The sequence below is a fragment of the Amycolatopsis sp. WAC 04182 genome (assembly GCF_003947465.1).
GTDB lineage: Bacteria > Actinomycetota > Actinomycetes > Mycobacteriales > Pseudonocardiaceae > Amycolatopsis.
Genome location: NZ_QHJJ01000004.1, coordinates 709,878 through 725,025, shown reverse-complemented (window position 1 = coordinate 725,025; position 15,148 = coordinate 709,878). Strand labels below are relative to the sequence as shown.

At 68.1% G+C, this 15,148-nt stretch carries 11 protein-coding genes; 5 read left to right on the top strand and 6 right to left on the bottom strand.

Annotation, left to right across the window (positions count from 1 at the left end; translation table 11 throughout):
• Positions 1–36: 36 nt before the first annotated feature.
• From DMH01_RS23685 to DMH01_RS23675, 3 genes are all read right to left on the bottom strand, one after another.
• Complete coding sequence (locus DMH01_RS23685) at positions 37–2,079, bottom strand: PhoX family phosphatase (protein WP_125679422.1); 2,043 nt, start codon at positions 2,077–2,079, stop codon at positions 37–39.
• A 98-nt stretch (positions 2,080–2,177) separates the two neighbouring features.
• Complete coding sequence (locus DMH01_RS23680) at positions 2,178–3,395, bottom strand: MFS transporter (protein WP_125679421.1); 1,218 nt, start codon at positions 3,393–3,395, stop codon at positions 2,178–2,180.
• Positions 3,385–3,843, bottom strand: coding sequence for a MarR family winged helix-turn-helix transcriptional regulator (locus DMH01_RS23675; protein WP_125679420.1), 459 nt, complete (start codon positions 3,841–3,843; stop codon positions 3,385–3,387). The genes DMH01_RS23680 and DMH01_RS23675 overlap by 11 nt, the downstream gene beginning before the upstream one ends.
• Before the next feature lie 77 nt (positions 3,844–3,920).
• On the opposite strand from DMH01_RS23675, the gene DMH01_RS23670 reads away from it, so the two are divergent.
• Entirely contained in the window at positions 3,921–4,559 is a 639-nt protein-coding gene (locus DMH01_RS23670) for an HAD family phosphatase (RefSeq protein ID WP_125679419.1), read from the top strand.
• A 90-nt stretch (positions 4,560–4,649) separates the two neighbouring features.
• On the opposite strand, the gene DMH01_RS23665 is transcribed toward DMH01_RS23670, so the two are convergent.
• Together DMH01_RS23665 and DMH01_RS23660 are read right to left on the bottom strand one after the other, a co-directional pair.
• A complete protein-coding gene (locus DMH01_RS23665; protein ID WP_125679418.1) occupies positions 4,650–5,732 on the bottom strand; it encodes an inositol-3-phosphate synthase in 1,083 nt (360 codons plus the stop codon).
• Between the two features lie 62 nt (positions 5,733–5,794).
• Positions 5,795–6,340, bottom strand: a complete 546-nt coding sequence (locus DMH01_RS23660) for a PadR family transcriptional regulator (RefSeq protein ID WP_005168208.1) — start codon at positions 6,338–6,340, stop codon at positions 5,795–5,797.
• Positions 6,341–6,588: 248 nt separating this feature from the next.
• On the opposite strand from DMH01_RS23660, the gene DMH01_RS23655 reads away from it, so the two are divergent.
• From DMH01_RS23655 to DMH01_RS23645, 3 genes are all read left to right on the top strand, one after another.
• The gene (locus tag DMH01_RS23655; RefSeq protein ID WP_125679417.1) at positions 6,589–7,002 is read left to right on the top strand and encodes a DUF5318 domain-containing protein; all 414 of its coding nucleotides are present in this window, start codon (positions 6,589–6,591) and stop codon (positions 7,000–7,002) included.
• A gap of 496 nt (positions 7,003–7,498) precedes the next feature.
• Positions 7,499–9,877 carry a transglycosylase domain-containing protein gene (locus tag DMH01_RS23650; protein ID WP_125679843.1) on the top strand — a complete coding sequence of 793 codons (2,379 nt, stop codon included), beginning with the start codon at positions 7,499–7,501 and terminating at the stop codon, positions 9,875–9,877.
• Positions 9,878–10,038: 161 nt separating this feature from the next.
• The gene (locus tag DMH01_RS23645; protein ID WP_125679416.1) at positions 10,039–12,558 is read left to right on the top strand and encodes a transglycosylase domain-containing protein; all 2,520 of its coding nucleotides are present in this window, start codon (positions 10,039–10,041) and stop codon (positions 12,556–12,558) included.
• 2 nt (positions 12,559–12,560) lie between these two features.
• Here the strand turns inward: DMH01_RS23645 and DMH01_RS23640 are convergent, their stop codons facing one another.
• A complete protein-coding gene (locus tag DMH01_RS23640; RefSeq protein WP_125679415.1) occupies positions 12,561–13,610 on the bottom strand; it encodes a Gfo/Idh/MocA family oxidoreductase in 1,050 nt (349 codons plus the stop codon).
• 55 nt (positions 13,611–13,665) lie between these two features.
• Here DMH01_RS23640 and DMH01_RS23635 point away from each other — a divergent pair, with 55 nt between their 5' ends.
• Complete coding sequence (locus DMH01_RS23635; RefSeq protein WP_125679414.1) at positions 13,666–14,742, top strand: ROK family transcriptional regulator; 1,077 nt, start codon at positions 13,666–13,668, stop codon at positions 14,740–14,742.
• Positions 14,743–15,148: the final 406 nt, after the last annotated feature.

Genomic DNA, 15,148 nt, shown 5'->3' with positions numbered 1-15,148 from the left:
ATCGACCAAAAGTACTGCTAGATCGTTGCTTATCGACTAAGAACCGATGTCGGCCAGGCCATGCCTGCCGGGTTTCCACACCGCCACGACCGAGGGACGGGGCTGGGTTTCGCCGCCGTCCGGCCAATGGGAGGCCGGTTTGTCGGCGTTCGCGCCGTCCACTTCACCCGGATGCTGGACACAGACCGTGACGATCTTCCGCTCGACGATCGGGCCGCAGGTCTCCGCGCCGCGAGGCACGGTGAGGAACAGCTTGAGCTCGCCGCGGTTGCGGCCCTCCAGCGGAACCGAGTAGAGGCCGTCGTTGATGCCGAGGGCGCCCGCCGAGTCCGTGGAGATCCACAGGTTGCCGTGCCGGTCGAAGGCCACGTTGTCCGGGCTGGAGATCGGCGAGACCTGGTCCTTGGGGAAGCCGGCGAAGTAGGTGTCCGGCGAGGCCGGGTCACCGCAGACGAGGAACAGCCGCCAGCTGAAGGTCAGCGCGAGCGCGTCGCCGCGACGCTCTTCGAGTTCCAGCACCTGACCGTGTTTGTTGTTCAGCCGCGGGTTGGGCTCGGTGGCGCCTTCCTTGCCGGGGTTGCCGCGCTCGACGTTGTTGCTGAGCGCGCAGTAGATCCGGCCGGTGTGCGGATGCGCCTGGATGTCCTCCGGGCGGTCCATCTTGGTGGCGCCCACCTTGTCGGCCGCCTCGCGGGTGAAGACGTACACCTCCTCGGCGGTCATTCCGTCCACAAAGGACTTGTTGCCGGACGCGAGCGGGATCCACTCGCCGCCGCCGTCGAATTCGCCGTCACCGGGCAGTTTCCCGGTGCCGTCGATCTCGGCGGCCGGGCTGTCGCCGGTGAACCGGCCGACGTAGAGCGTGCCGTCGTCGAGCAGGGTCATGTTGTGCCGCCGGGCATGCGCGCTGTCGCCCGGCTTCATGCGGCCCTTCGAGATGAACTTGTAGATGTACTCGAAGCGTTCGTCGTCGCCGGAGTAGGCGACCACGCGGCCGTCCTTGGCGACGCGGATGTTCGCCGTCTCGTGCTTGAACCGGCCCAGATGCGTGTGCTTGACCGGGGTGCTGTCCGGATCGTTCGGGTCCAGCTCGATCACCCAGCCGAAGCGGTGTGCCTCGTTCGGTTCCCTGGCGATGTCCCAGCGCGCGTCGAACCGTTCCCACTTGCGGGTGGTCGCGGTGCCCTTGATGCCGTAGCGCGCGTAGCGCTTGCGCTTCACGGGGTCGGCCACCGTGTCCGCGTTGCCGAAGTACTGGTTGATGTTCTCCTCGCCGGACAGGATCGTGCCCCACGGCGTGACACCGCCCGCGCAGTTGTTCATCGTGCCCAGCACCACCGTGCCGGTGGGATCGGCGGCCGTCTTGAGCAGGTCGCTTCCCGCCGCGGGACCCGTCACCTTGAACGGCGTGTGCAGGGTGATCCGCCGGTTGTAGCGGGACATCTTCGGCCGCAGGTGCCCGGTGTCGCGTCCGCGCGACACCTGGACGACGGTCAGCCCGTGGGCCGCCCACGCGATCTTGACCTGTTCCTCGGTCGGGTTGTCCCGGTCGTAACCGCGGAACATGAACTCTTCCGAGGTGTACTCGTGATTCGTGACCAGGAGCGCGGAGAGGCCCCAGTGGTCGAGCGGCAGCAGCGCGGCGAAGTCGCAGTTGTAGCCGAACTGCTTCGCCTGCGCCTCGGCGGTCTGATGGTCGAAGTCGAACTCCGGCGCGCCGGGCAGCACCGCGTCACCCCAGCGGATCACGATGCCCTGCTCATAGCCCTCGGGCACCACGACGGCGTCGAGCGTGTTCGGCTGGACCCGTTCGTAGTCCGTGCCGGGTGGCGGTTTCGGACGGCCCGCGGGCGCGGCGGAGGCGGGCGCGGCCAGCGCGAGCGGCGTACCGGCGGCCAGTGCGACGACGGCGGTCGCCTTCAACGCGCCGCGGCGGCTCACCGCGCCGAGCACGTCGGCGAAGGTGGGATTGTCCGAGGTGTTCGGCGCGTCGTGGAAGCACGCGTCGCCACAGCGGTAGGTACAGGTCACTGACGCCCGGCTTGGTGAGTGGCCGGCCAGCAACGGAAGGAACTTCACGCGGACCTCCGGTCAGGCAGTTCGGGAGGTCGACGCTAAGGCACCGGACCGACGAGAGGAAACCCCTCGTTGGTCCGGTGTTCACCCTTTGTTCCGCTTTACATCTCTTCGCCCACGAGGACGGCTTCGGCCGGAATCGTGTGCGGATCGGCGGACTTCTCGCGGATCGTCAGCAGGGCACCGGCCAGCACGCACAGGATCGCGGCGATCACGAACGGCGCTTGCTTGGCGCCGAACCACTCGGCCAGGTGACCGACGACGGTCGCGGCGACCGCGCCGCCGAGCCAGCGGCAGAAGTTGTATCCGGCGCTCGCGACCGGACGCGGGGCGCCGCTGATCGACATCGCCGTGCCGGTGAAGAGCGTGTTGAGCAGGCCCGACACCAGACCGGACAGGATGATGCCGACGACCAGCACCGGCTTGCTCGGGATCGCCATGACCAGCAGCAACACGGCGTAACCGAAGACGGCGACCACGGTCGCGTGCCGCTCACCGAGCTTCGCGGCGAGCTTCGGCGCCAGCACCACACCCGCGACGGCGACCGAGAGACCCCAGCCGCAGAAGATCAGGCCGACGGCGACGGCGCTCCACTCCAGCACGAACGGCGACCACGCCAGCACCACGAAGAACGCGGCGGTGTAGAGCGCGGAACCGATCGACGTACGCAGCAGCCCGCCGTGCTTGAGCGCGCGGAACGGGTCGAGCAGGCGGATCTTGGGCCGCTTCTCCTTCGCGTCGGTGGTCAGGAAGATCGAGCACAGCACGAGACCGCACAGCATCAGCAGCGATGTGCCGAGGAACGGGCCACGCCACGAGATGCTGCCGAGCAGGGCGCCCAGCAGCGGACCGACCGCGAGACCGACGCCGAGCGCGGCCTCGTACAGCAGGATCGCGCCCGCCTGGCCGCCGGTCGCGGCGCCGACGATGACCGATAGCGCGGTCGCGATGAAGAACGCGTTGCCGAGACCCCAGACCGCGCGCAGCCCGATGAGCTGCTCGATCGACCCGGACGCGGCGCACAGCGCGGTGGCGACGACGACCAGCGTCAGCCCGACGACCACGGTCCGCTTGGCCCCGAACCGGGCACTCATCGCGCCGGTCACCAGCATCGCGACCGCCTGGACGCCGAGGTAGCTGGAGAACAGCAAGGTCACCTCGGAGGGCGTCGCTTTCAGGCCCTCCGCGATCGACAGCAGGATCGGGTCGACGAGCCCGATGCCCATGAACGCGATGACCGCGGCGAACGCGGTGATCCATACCTGTTTGGGCTGTCCCTTGACGGCGTCCAACAGGCTCGAGTGGTGCTCAGCGCTCATCGCGGATCAGTTCCTCCTTCTTGTTTTCGTGCAGCAACCTGGTGAGGGCGGGGAGCGCGGCTTCGATCGCGGTGCGGTCGGTCTCGTCGAGTTCGAGGAGCCGTTCGCGGAGGAATTCCTCCCTGGCGACGATCAGCCGCCGATGGAAGCGCTGCCCCACCTCGGTGACCTCGACGAGCACCGCCCGGCCGTCGGCGGGATCGGGACGGCGGCTGACCAGCCCCAGCCGTTCGAGACGGCGGACGACGTCGGTCATCGTCGGCATCCGGACCCGTTCCAGGCCGGCGAGCGTGCTCATCCGGCGCGGACCGCCGTTGAGCAGCTCCGACAGCACCGAACCCTGCGTCAGGGTGAGCTGCACCTGCGGCGTCTCCCGGCGGACGAGGTAGTACAGCCGGAACACCAGCGGGCGGAGCCGATGGGCGAGGTCGGCGACTTTCGCGGTCACTTAGCCATGCTAACTAAAATTACTGAGCATGGCTAAGTAATCTGCCGCACAAGTTTCCAGCGCCTAGGGTTGAGGGTGTGGAAGCGGTGATCTTCGATCTCGACGGTGTCCTGGTGGATTCGGAAAAGATGTGGGACGAGGTCCGCCGGGCGGTCGTCCACGAGTTCCACGGCACCTGGCGGGAGGAATCGACCAGGGCGATGCAGGGGATGAGCACCCCGGAATGGGCGGCTTACCTGGCACACGACCTCGGCGTCCAGCTCCGGCCCGGCGACGTCGCGCAGGTGGTGATCGACCGGATGGCGCGGCGGTACGCGGAGAAGCCGCCGATCATCCCCGGCGCGCCGGACGTCGTGCGCGAGGTCGCGAAGCATTGGCCGGTGGCGATCGCGAGCTCGTCGCCGCCGCTGCTGATCAAGGCGTTCCTCGACATCACGCGGCTGCCGGTGCCGACGGCGGTTTCGTCGGAGCAGGTCGGCGCGGGGAAGCCGGCGCCCGATGTGTATCTGAAGGCGGCCGAGCTACTGGGCGCGGAGCCGAAGAACTGCGCGGCCGTGGAGGACACGACGAACGGGCTGCGTGCGGCGCTGGCCGCGGGGATGACGGTGTACGCGGTGCCGAACCCGCACTTCCCGCCGGATCCGGCGGTGCTGGAGCAGACGACGGTGGTCGGGAAGATCACGGACCTGCCGACGGCGCTGCTCAAGGAGGGCTGAAGGGGACCTTCCCCGCATTACACGCAGCGAAAGCTCCCTTCACCGCATCGCATGCGGTGAAGGGAGCTTTCAGCCCACGTCAGGGGAGGGTCACGCCTCGCCGGCGATGAACTTCTCGACCTCGTCGCGCGCGGTGGCGTCGTCGTACTGCTCCGGCGGCGACTTCATGAAGTACGAGGAAGCCGACAGGATCGGGCCGCCGATGCCGCGGTCCTTCGCGATCTTCGCGGCGCGCACGGCGTCGATGATGATGCCCGCCGAGTTCGGCGAGTCCCACACCTCGAGCTTGTACTCCAGGTTCAGCGGCACGTCGCCGAAGGCACGGCCTTCGAGCCGGACGTAGGCCCACTTGCGGTCGTCGAGCCACTGCACGTAGTCGGACGGCCCGATGTGGACGTTGCCCTTGCCGAGCTCGCGGTCGACCTGCGAAGTGACCGACTGGGTCTTCGAGATCTTCTTCGACTCGAGCCGCTCCAGCTCCTTCATGTTCAGGAAGTCCATGTTCCCGCCCACGTTGAGCTGCATCGTCCGGTCGAGCTGGACGCCGCGGTCTTCGAACAGCTTCGCCAGCACACGGTGCGTGATGGTGGCGCCGACCTGCGACTTGATGTCGTCACCGACGATCGGCACACCGGCCGCGCGGAACTTCTCCGCCCACTCGGGGTCGGAGGCGATGAACACCGGCAGCGCGTTGACGAACGCCACACCGGCGTCGATGCAGGCCTGCGCGTAGAACTTGTCGGCCTCTTCGGAGCCCACCGGCAGGTAGGAGACGAGGACGTCGACCTCGGCCTCGCGCAGCGCGGCGACGACGTCGACCGGGGCCTCGTCGGACTCCTCGATGGTCTCGCGGTAGAAGCGGCCGAGCCCGTCGTAGGTGTGCCCGCGCTGCACGGTGACACCCAGCGGCGGCACGTCGGCGATCTTGATCGTGTTGTTCTCCGAGGCGAAGATCGCCTCGGACAGGTCACGGCTGACCTTCTTGGCGTCCACGTCGAACGCGGCGACGAACTCGATGTCGCGGACGTGGTACTCGCCGAACACGACGTGCATCAAACCGGGCACGCGAGTGCCGGCATCTGCGTCACGGTAGTACTGAACGCCCTGGACCAGCGAGGCCGCACAGTTGCCGACGCCCACGATGGCCACCCGAACGCGGCGGTTCTCGCCCATGCCGGTTTCTCCTTCATTAGTCCAACAGTTGTAGGTAATGCGCAGCGCGCTCGGAGAGCGCCTCAGGTCTCCGGGCCGCGCTGCTCGGCCTGTTCGTGCGCGATCAGCTCGTTGAGCCAGCGCACCTCCCGCTCACTGGACTCCAGCCCGAGCCGGTGCAGCTCACGGGTGTAGCGGTCGATCTTCTCCTCGGCCCGCGCCATTGCCGTCCGAAGTCCTTCACGGCGTTCCTCGACCCGACGACGACGGCCTTCCAGGATTCGCATCCTGACGTCGGCCGGTGTCCTCGAAAAGAACGCCAGGTGGACGCCGAAGCCTTCGTCGTCCCACGTCTGCGGCCCGGCGTCGCCGAGCAGTTCGGCGAACCGTTCCTTGCCCTCGGCGGTGAGCTTGTACACCCGCTTGCCCCGGCGTGCCCACGCCCGGTCTTCCACCTCTTCGAGCTCCTCGACGAGGTAACCGGCGCGAAGCAGCCGACGCAGGGTCGGATACAGCGAGCCGTACGAGAACGTCCGGAACATCCCGAGCGTCTCATGCAAACGTTTGCGCAGCACGTAACCGTGCATGGGGGTCTCGTGCAGCAGCCCCAAGATCGCGAGCTCGAGCACACCGCACCCCCTTCCGGGAACAAACCGCGACCGGTCGCGTTGGCCACCGTGACCGGCTCGGTCAACCTACCGGCCCACTATATCGCGCCGATACATCGAAGTGGTGTAGCTAACCCCGGACGAGTACCCGGAAAATCCGCTGAAATTCATCGGACAGTTATCGAATCTTCGGCGTGTCCGACCGCATACGGACCGTCCCGCCGACAACGGGGCGTGGACCACACAGCAAGAGCCCGTACTCTGTTGGCGTGCGAAACCAGCGGCAGGTCGTGGACTACGCCTTACAGCGGCGCGCGCTGCTCAAGGGCGTCCACTCCGGACGGGTCGGCACATACGACGTCTGCGACGCGGGCCCGTACCTCCTCCGGGCCGCGAAATTCCACGGCCGACCAGGCGATCAGGACTGCCCGGTCTGCCATCGGGAGGAACTGACCCTGGTGTCGTGGGTGTACGGCGACGAGCTCAAGCACGCCGCCGGATCGGCCAAGACGCCGGACGAACTGGTACGGATGGACGGGCACTTCGCGGAGTTCACCGTCTACGAGGTCGAGGTCTGCGGGAGCTGTCACTGGAACCACCTGGTGCGGTCCTACGTCCTCGGAACAGGAGATCCGGGAACCACCCGGCCACGGACCCGATCGCAGAGGACAGCGGGTCAGTGACAGGTATCGAAAACGCAGTTGAGCACAGAGCGGCGTCCCCCGAAGCGCCGGTCTGGGAGGCCCATTCGTGAACGACGACCGCAATCGCTCCTGGCCTGGCCAGGAGCCTGATGCACCTCGCCGTGCCCAGTGGCCGGGCGAGGCCGACGATCCCGGCTGGCCGAGCGAAGACCCGCCGCGCCGCCCCCAGCGCCGGACTCCCCCGAACGGCGCCCCCCGCTCGGCGAACCCGCGCGCCGCCACCCCCCACGCCGCCGATCCACAGTGGCCGGGCGGTGACGCCGGCGGCCCCGAGTGGCCCTCCGACAACGAACCCCGCCGTCCCGCGCCCCCGCGCCGCCCCAACGGCATGCCCCCGCGCAGGCAGGGACCCCCGCCGCCCGGTGGCCGCGCCGCCGGTGACCCGCGTGCCCGCAACGGTGCCGCCGGGCACCGCCCGCCGCCGCCTCCGCCCGGCGATCGCCGTCCTCCCGCCCCGGCCGATCAGGCGACCGCGCTGGTCCGGCCGGTCGAGCCGGAACCGTACGAGCGCGAGCCGGAACTCATCACGCATCACGCGCACAACGGCACCGAAGACCCGTACGGCTACGACCCGTACGACGACCGATATGACGATCGTCACCCGAGCGCCGCTTTCGGCGCGGAGGGCGAAGACCCCTATGACGACGAGCCCGCCGAAGACGAAGAGGACGGCAAGAAGAAGGTCCTCACGCCGAAGCAGCGCAAGAAGCGCCGATGGCGGATCGTCCGCCGGGTGCTCTACGCGATGTTCGGCCTGTTCGTCGTGGTGCCCGCGATCGCGTTCGTCATCACCTACTTCCTCGTGGACGTCCCGTCGCAGGAAAGCGTCGCGAGCCTGCAGAGCCAGCCGATCACGCTGATGTACGCCGACGGCAGCCCGATGGGCAAGATCGCGCCCGCCAGCGGCGGCAGCCGATACCTGCTGAAGCCGGGCGACATCCCGGAGACTGTCAAGAAGGCCGTGTACGCGGCCGAGGACTCGTCGTTCGAGACCAACTCCGGGTTCGACGTCGGCGGCATCCTGCGCGCGGTCTACAACAACGTCACCGGCGGCCAGGGCGGCGGTTCGACGATCTCCCAGCAGTACATCAAGAAGGCCACGGCCAACGAGGCGCCGACGCTCACCCGTAAATGGACCGAGCTGGCCAAATCCTTCAAGATGAACAACCAGATGTCCAAAGAGGAGATCATCACCGCCTACCTCAACACCATCTACTTCGGCCGCGGCGCGAACGGCATCGAAGCGGCCGCGCAGGCCTACTTCAAGAAGCCCGCCAAGGAGCTCGGCGCGTCCGAGGCGGCTCTGCTCGCCGGGCTGATCCAGGGCCCGAGCAAGTCGGAGAACGACGCGTACGCGCAACGGCGCTGGAACTTCGTGATGGACCAGATGGTGGCGAACAAGTGGCTCGACCCGGGTGAGCGCGCCGCCGCCCAGTTCCCGAAGCCGATCCCCAAGGCGCAGGCGAAGGCCGACGACGCCGGGACGCTGAGCCTGCACATCCGCAACCGGGTGATCGACGAACTCGAAGCCCGCGGCTACGACCAGGACCGGCTGCACCAGGGTGGCTTCAAGATCACCACGACGATCGACCCCAAGGCGCAGAAGATGGCCGAGGAGTCCGTCGCCGAGGGGATGAAGGGCCAGACGGACGAGAACATCCTGAACGCGCTGGTCGCGATAGACCCCAAGACCGGCGGCGTGGTCGCCTACTGGGGCGGCCCGGACTGGACGAAGAACGACAAGGGCCAGGACGTCCAGGCCATCGACTGGGCGAACGTGCCGCACAACCCCGGTTCGGCGTTCAAGGCCTTCGACCTGACCGCGTTCCTCAAGATGGGCAAGGGCCTCGGCGAGACCTTCGACGGCTCCAACAACCGGAAGTTCGACGGCCGCACGATCCGGAACGCGGGCGAGAGCTCGAACTGCGGCACGCAGTGCACGGTCGCCGAGGCGATGAAGGTCTCCGCGAACACCGTGTTCTACGACATGGTCCGCAACGAGACAAAGGTCGACCCGGTGGCGAAGGCCGCGAAGGAAGCCGGCGTGATGGTGGAGGCCGACGGCGGCAAGGCGAAGCTGAGCCCCGACATCAACATCGCGCTCGGCGGTGGTGGCACGGTCACCACCGCGGAGGACATGGCAGCCGGTTTCGCCACCTTCGCCGGTGAAGGCGTCCGGCAGAAGCAGCACTTCGTCGCGAAGCTGACCAACTCGCAGGACGAGGTCGAGTTCGACGAGACGACGCCCAAGGGCACTCCCGCCTTCAGCGACGATGCCGCCAAGAGCAAGCAGATCGCGGGCAACGTCACCGACGCGCTCGAAGAGGTCATCCCGTACTCGAAGCTCAAGTGCCCGAAGAATCACGAGTGCGCGGGCAAGACCGGGACGCAGCAGTACGACTTCAAGGACAGCGACCCGGCGAGCTACCGCGACCGCAACGCGCAGACCTGGATGGTGGGCTACACGCCGTCCATCTCGACGTCGGTCTGGGTCGGCGGCGACGGCAACAAGCCGCTGCACGACAAGAACAACAAGCCGATCTACGGCCGGACGATCGCCGGTCCGATCTGGGAAGACTTCATGTCCCGGTACATGACCGGCAAGCCGTCGGAGAAGTTCGAGAGCGTCAAACCGATCGGCAAGGACGCGCGGTACGTGCCGACGACGACGGCCCAGAAGCCGCCGCCGACGACGTCGACACCCGAGACGCCGACGACCACCCCGACGCCGACGACGCCCACCGAGCCGACCGAGACGACGCCGACGAAACCCACCAAGCCGACGAGGCCGAGCTGGACGAGGCCGGGCCCGGGGACTTCGGATCCGTTGTTCCCGAACGCCGAAGATCCGTGACGATCGGGCTGAACAGGTGCTGAAAGGTGTGCCGGGGCGAGCGCCCGGCACACCTTTTTTCTTCGCACCGATGAACCTGAACCGCTTTGATACGTCTTAACTAGAAGGAGACCTGCGACCGCAGGACCGCGCTCACCACGGAAGGTTCGGAGGACGTCCCAGTGAACGACGATCCCCACGGCGGATGGCCAGGTCAGGACCCTGACCCCGCACGTCGTCCGCAACGCCCGGCCGGACCGCCCCGCCGACCCGCCGGCCCGCCCCCCGGGTACGGGCAGCGGCCGGGTCCCGGATCGCAGGGCCCTGGCCAGGCACCGTGGCAACGGCAGGGCACGCCTCAGCAGCCGCCGCCGCGGCGCTCGCAGCGGCCTCCGGTCGCGCCGCAGCACGAGCCGGACCTCATCACGCATCACGAGCACAACGGCACCACCGACCGCGGTTACGACGAGCCTTACGAGGACGAGCCGTACGCCCCGGAGACCGACGAGAACGGGAAGCCGATCCTCACCCCCGCGCAGCGCAAGAAGCGCAGGTGGAGACGGACCCGGCGGGTGTTGCTCGCGCTGTTCTGCCTCTTCGTCGTCATCCCGGCGATCGCGTTCGTGATCACCTACTTCGTGGTCGACGTGCCGTCACCGCAGTCCGTCGCGGCCACGCAGGGCCAGGCGGTGACGTACTACTACGCCGACAACACCGAGATGGGCAAGGACGTCCCCAAGGGCGGCAACCGGCAGATCCTGACGCCGGAGCAGATCCCGGACATCGTCAAGAAGGCCGTCATCGCCACCGAGGACGCCTCCTTCGAGACCAACTCCGGATTCGACATCGGCGGCATCCTGCGCGCGGTCTACAACCAGGTGACCGCGGGCAAGGGCGGTGGTTCGACCATCTCCCAGCAGTACATCAAGGTCGCCAGCGGGGACGACGAATCGTCGCTCGCCCGTAAATGGACCGAGCTCGCCAAGTCCTTCAAGATGAACCAGACGTACGAGAAGAAGGACATCATCTCGGCGTACCTGAACATCATCTACTTCGGCCGCGGCGCGTACGGGATCGAGTCGGCCGCGCAGGCGTTCTTCGGCAAGCCGGCCGGCGAGCTGAACGCCTCCGAGGCGGCACTGCTCGCGGGCCTCATCCAGCAGCCGGGCCGTTCGGAGAACCCGAAGGTCGCGAACGACCGCTGGAACGTCGCGCTGAACCGCATGGTGCAGAACGGTTTCCTCTCCGCCGCGGAGCGCGCGAACCTGCAGTTCCCGACGCCGATCCCGCAGGCCGACAAGGAACAGGCCGGCGTGGTCAACCCGTTCATCCGCGACAAGGTCAAGGAAGAGCTCGCGGCGCACGGCATCACCGACGACGTCTACTACCGGGGCGGCTACAAGGTCTACACGACCATCGACCCGAAGGCGCAGGCCGCGGCCGAGCAGGCGGTGGCCGACGGCATGAAGGGCCAGACCGACGAGAACCTGCTCAACGCGCTCGTCGCCATCGACCCGAAGACCGGCGGCGTGAAGGCGTACTACGGCGGTCCGTCCATCGTGAAGGGACCCAACGGCCAGGACCAGAAGGGCCGGGACTGGGCGAACACGCCGCAGAACCCGGGGTCCTCGATGAAGCCGTTCGACCTCACCGCGTACATGCAGCTCGGCAAGGGCGGCATCAACTCGACGTTCGACGGGTCCAACAACCGGCAGTTCGGGAAGCAGACGATCCGGAACGCCGGTCCCGGCAGCACCTGTTCGCAGCAGTGCACGGTGTCCGAGGCGATGCAGCGGTCGGCCAACACGGTGTTCTACGACATGGTCGTGAACGTGACCAAGCCGGGGCCGGTGGCACAGGCCGCCAAGGACGCCGGGGTCAAACCCGCCCCCGAAGGCGCCTCCGAACTGTTCGCCGACAACAACATCGCGCTCGGCGGTGGCAAGACGGTCATCAGTCCGGAGGACATGGCAGCCGCGTACGCGACCTTCGCGGGCGAGGGCCAGCGGCGGGACAAGCACTTCGTCACCAAGGTGACCAACTCGCAGGACGAGACCGCTCACTCCGCCGCGGAAGAGGCGAAACCGGCGTTCTCCGGTGACGCCGACAAGAGCAAGCAGATCGCGGGCAACGTCACCGAGTCGCTCAAGGGTGTCATCCCGTTCTCGAAGCTCAAGTGCCCCAACAACCACGAGTGCGCGGGCAAGACCGGAACCCAGCAGCACACCTACCGTCCGGGCGAGCCCGCGTCGGCGAAGGACGCCAACTCGCAGACCTGGATGGTCGGCTACACGCCGTCGATCTCGGCCGCGGTGTGGGTCGGCGGCGACGGCGACAAGGCGCTGAAGGGCAAGAACGGCAAGTCGATCTTCGGTTCGACGATCGCCGGGCCGATCTGGCAGAAGTTCCTTTCCCTGTACCTGAACGGGAAACCGGGGGAGCGCTTCGAGAAGGTCAAGATCATCGGCGGGGACGACAGCAACACCGTCCCGTCGACGCAGACCCCGCCGGGCGACGACGAAGGCTCGACCGAGACCGGCACGCCGTCGACCGGCCCGTCCACCGGACCTTCGTCTTCGCGGAACGAGGAAGAAGAGACGTCCAGCTCGCGGAACCCGCCTTCGTCGAGTGAGAACAACGGCGGCGAGGAAGGCGGGGGCAACGGTCCCGGCCGAGGCGGCGGCAGAGGCGACAACGAGTAGCGCTAGAGGGTGACGACGCGCCGTTGGGCACCCGAGAGGTGAGCGGCTTCGATGACCCGGAGCGCCTCGACGGCGGAGGCGGGATCGACCGGGAAGTCGCCCTTGCCGAGCAGCGCGTCGCGCACCCGCGCGTAGAACTCCTCGTACCGGCCGACCTCGGTGGGCACCGTTTCGACGTCGTCGTTCACGCCGAGCACGCCCGCGTCCGACGGCGGTTCGACGGCCCAGCCGGGGTCGCCGGGCCGCAGCCCGTCCTTGATCTGCGGCTCCTGGACGTCGAGGCCGTATTTCGTGAAGGTCGCCTTGTCGCCGAGCACGCGGAATCGCGGGTTCCGGGTGCCTGCGAGCGCGGACGCCCACAGGTGCGAGCGCACCCCGTTGGTGTGCCGGAGGGCGACGAAGGCGTCGTCGTCGACGGACACCCCGGCGCGGCGCCGGTCGACCTCCGCGTAGACCTCGGCGACCGGGCCGAACAGCTGCAACGCCTGGTCGACGATGTGCGCGCCGAGGTCGTAGAGAAGGCCGCCCGCCTCGGCGGGGTCGCCGAACTCGCGCCAGTTGTCCCGCGGCTTCGGCACCCAGCGGTCGTAGCGTGATTCGAAGCGGAAGACGTCGCCGAGACGGCCGGACTCGAGAACCTTCCGGACGGTGAGGAAATCCGAGTCGAAACGCCGGTTCTGGAACACCGTCAGCCCGACGCCCTTGGCCTTCGCCGCTTCGGCGACCTTCGCCGCTTCGGCCGCTGTCGGCGCGAAGGGCTTGTCGACGACGACGGGCAAACCAGCCTCGATCGCCCGGAGCGCCAGCGGAACGTGCGTGCGGTTCGGCGTACTGACGACGACCAAGTCCAGTTCGCCGGCCTTCGCGAACAACGCGTCCGCGTCCGGCAGCACGTCGGCGGCCGGATAGTCGGCGCTCGCCTGCCCGACCCGGTCCGGATTCGAGGTGACGATGGCGGCCGGGGTCAGCCCCGGTGTCGCGTCGACCAGCGGCGCGTGGAAGACGCGCCCGCCGGTGCCGTATCCGAAGATCCCCACTCGCAAGTCAGCCATGACCCCATTAAACAACAGTGTTGCGTAATCAGCCAGTCATGGCAGGATGCGCGCTATGCCGGAGACCGGGGTCAATCTGCGCGGCCTGCGCCAGCACAATCGGACACTGCTGCTCACGCACATCCTGCGCGCGGGCGGCCTCAGCCGCGTCGAACTCGCCGAACGCACCCGGCTCACCCAGCAGGCCGTCTCGAAGATCGTCCCCGAACTCCTCGAAGCCGGCCTGCTGGACGAGGAACGCCAGCCCGCGTCCGGAGTCGGCAAGCCGCGCACCCTGCTGCGCGTGCGCGCGGACGCCCGGCACGCGCTCGGCTCCCAGCTCGACCGGGACTCCTTCCGGGTGCTCAGGACCGACCTGACCGGGAAGATCATCGCGTCGTGCGGCGGGCCGCTGTCGCCCGGATTCACCCCCGACCAGGCCGTTTCCGCCATCGGCGAAGCGACCGAAGCGCTACTCGACGGCGTCGAACGCGAACGGGTCCTCGGCCTCGGCGTCGGCAGCGTCGGCCCGCTCGACCACCGCGAAGGCGTGGTCCGGGACGCCACGAACATGCCGGGCTGGCACCACGTCCCCCTGCGCGACCTGCTCGCGAAACGCACCGGGCTGCCCGTGCGGCTCGACAAGAACACCAACGCAGCCGCCTTCGCCCAGCACTGGCCGGAGGGCGACCAGGCCGCGACCGCCGTCGTGCTCGTCGGCACCGGGATCGGCGTCGGCCTGCTGATCGACGGCAGGCTGTATCGCGGGCCTCGGACCAACGCCGGCGAGTTCGGGCACACCACGCTCGCCTTCGACGGACCGCGCTGCGCCTGCGGCCGCCGCGGCTGCGTCGAGGTGCTGCACAACGCGGCGGCGACCACGGAAGAGGCGGCGGGCCTGCTGGGAATCGGTCTCGCCGACCTCGTCCAGGTCCTCGACCTCGAACGGGTCGTGCTGACCGGGCGTTCGGTCCGCGCCGAACCCGAGGTCTACCGCGACACCGTCGCGGCGCGGCTGCGGGAACTGCTGCCTTTGCCGCACTGGCAACGGATCCAGGTCGATCTCGACGAGATGGGCGACGACGTCGTCGCGTTCGGCGCGGCGGCGGAGGTGCTGGCCGGGTTCTACGACAGCGGCGACATCACCGGGTGAAACCGGTAACGGACAAAGCTGACACCGCGGCCAAGGCGTACGGCGACGCCACCTGGAAATGGGCTTGTGGACACCAGTAGACCGCCGACCGGGTTCTATTGAGGAGAAGAAGGTGGGCTGAAGGCTCCCTTCACCGCGTCTAATGCGATGAAAGGAGCCTTCAGCTCCGGTAAGTCGCCAGAAACTGTCGTCTGCAGACGATCAGTGCACGCCAGTCCTCATATCAGCGCCCGCACCTCGCCCCGAAGGCCTCCTTGCTCCGTGGTCCCGCCACGACACCTTTGACTTTCGGCTCAAAAAGACAGCGCGACGGCGTTTTCGCGTGATCAGGTGGACGACACGCGTGATCAGAGGGACGACACGGCAGGCCCGAAGCAACCCAGCGGCGACATCACCGGGTGGTCAC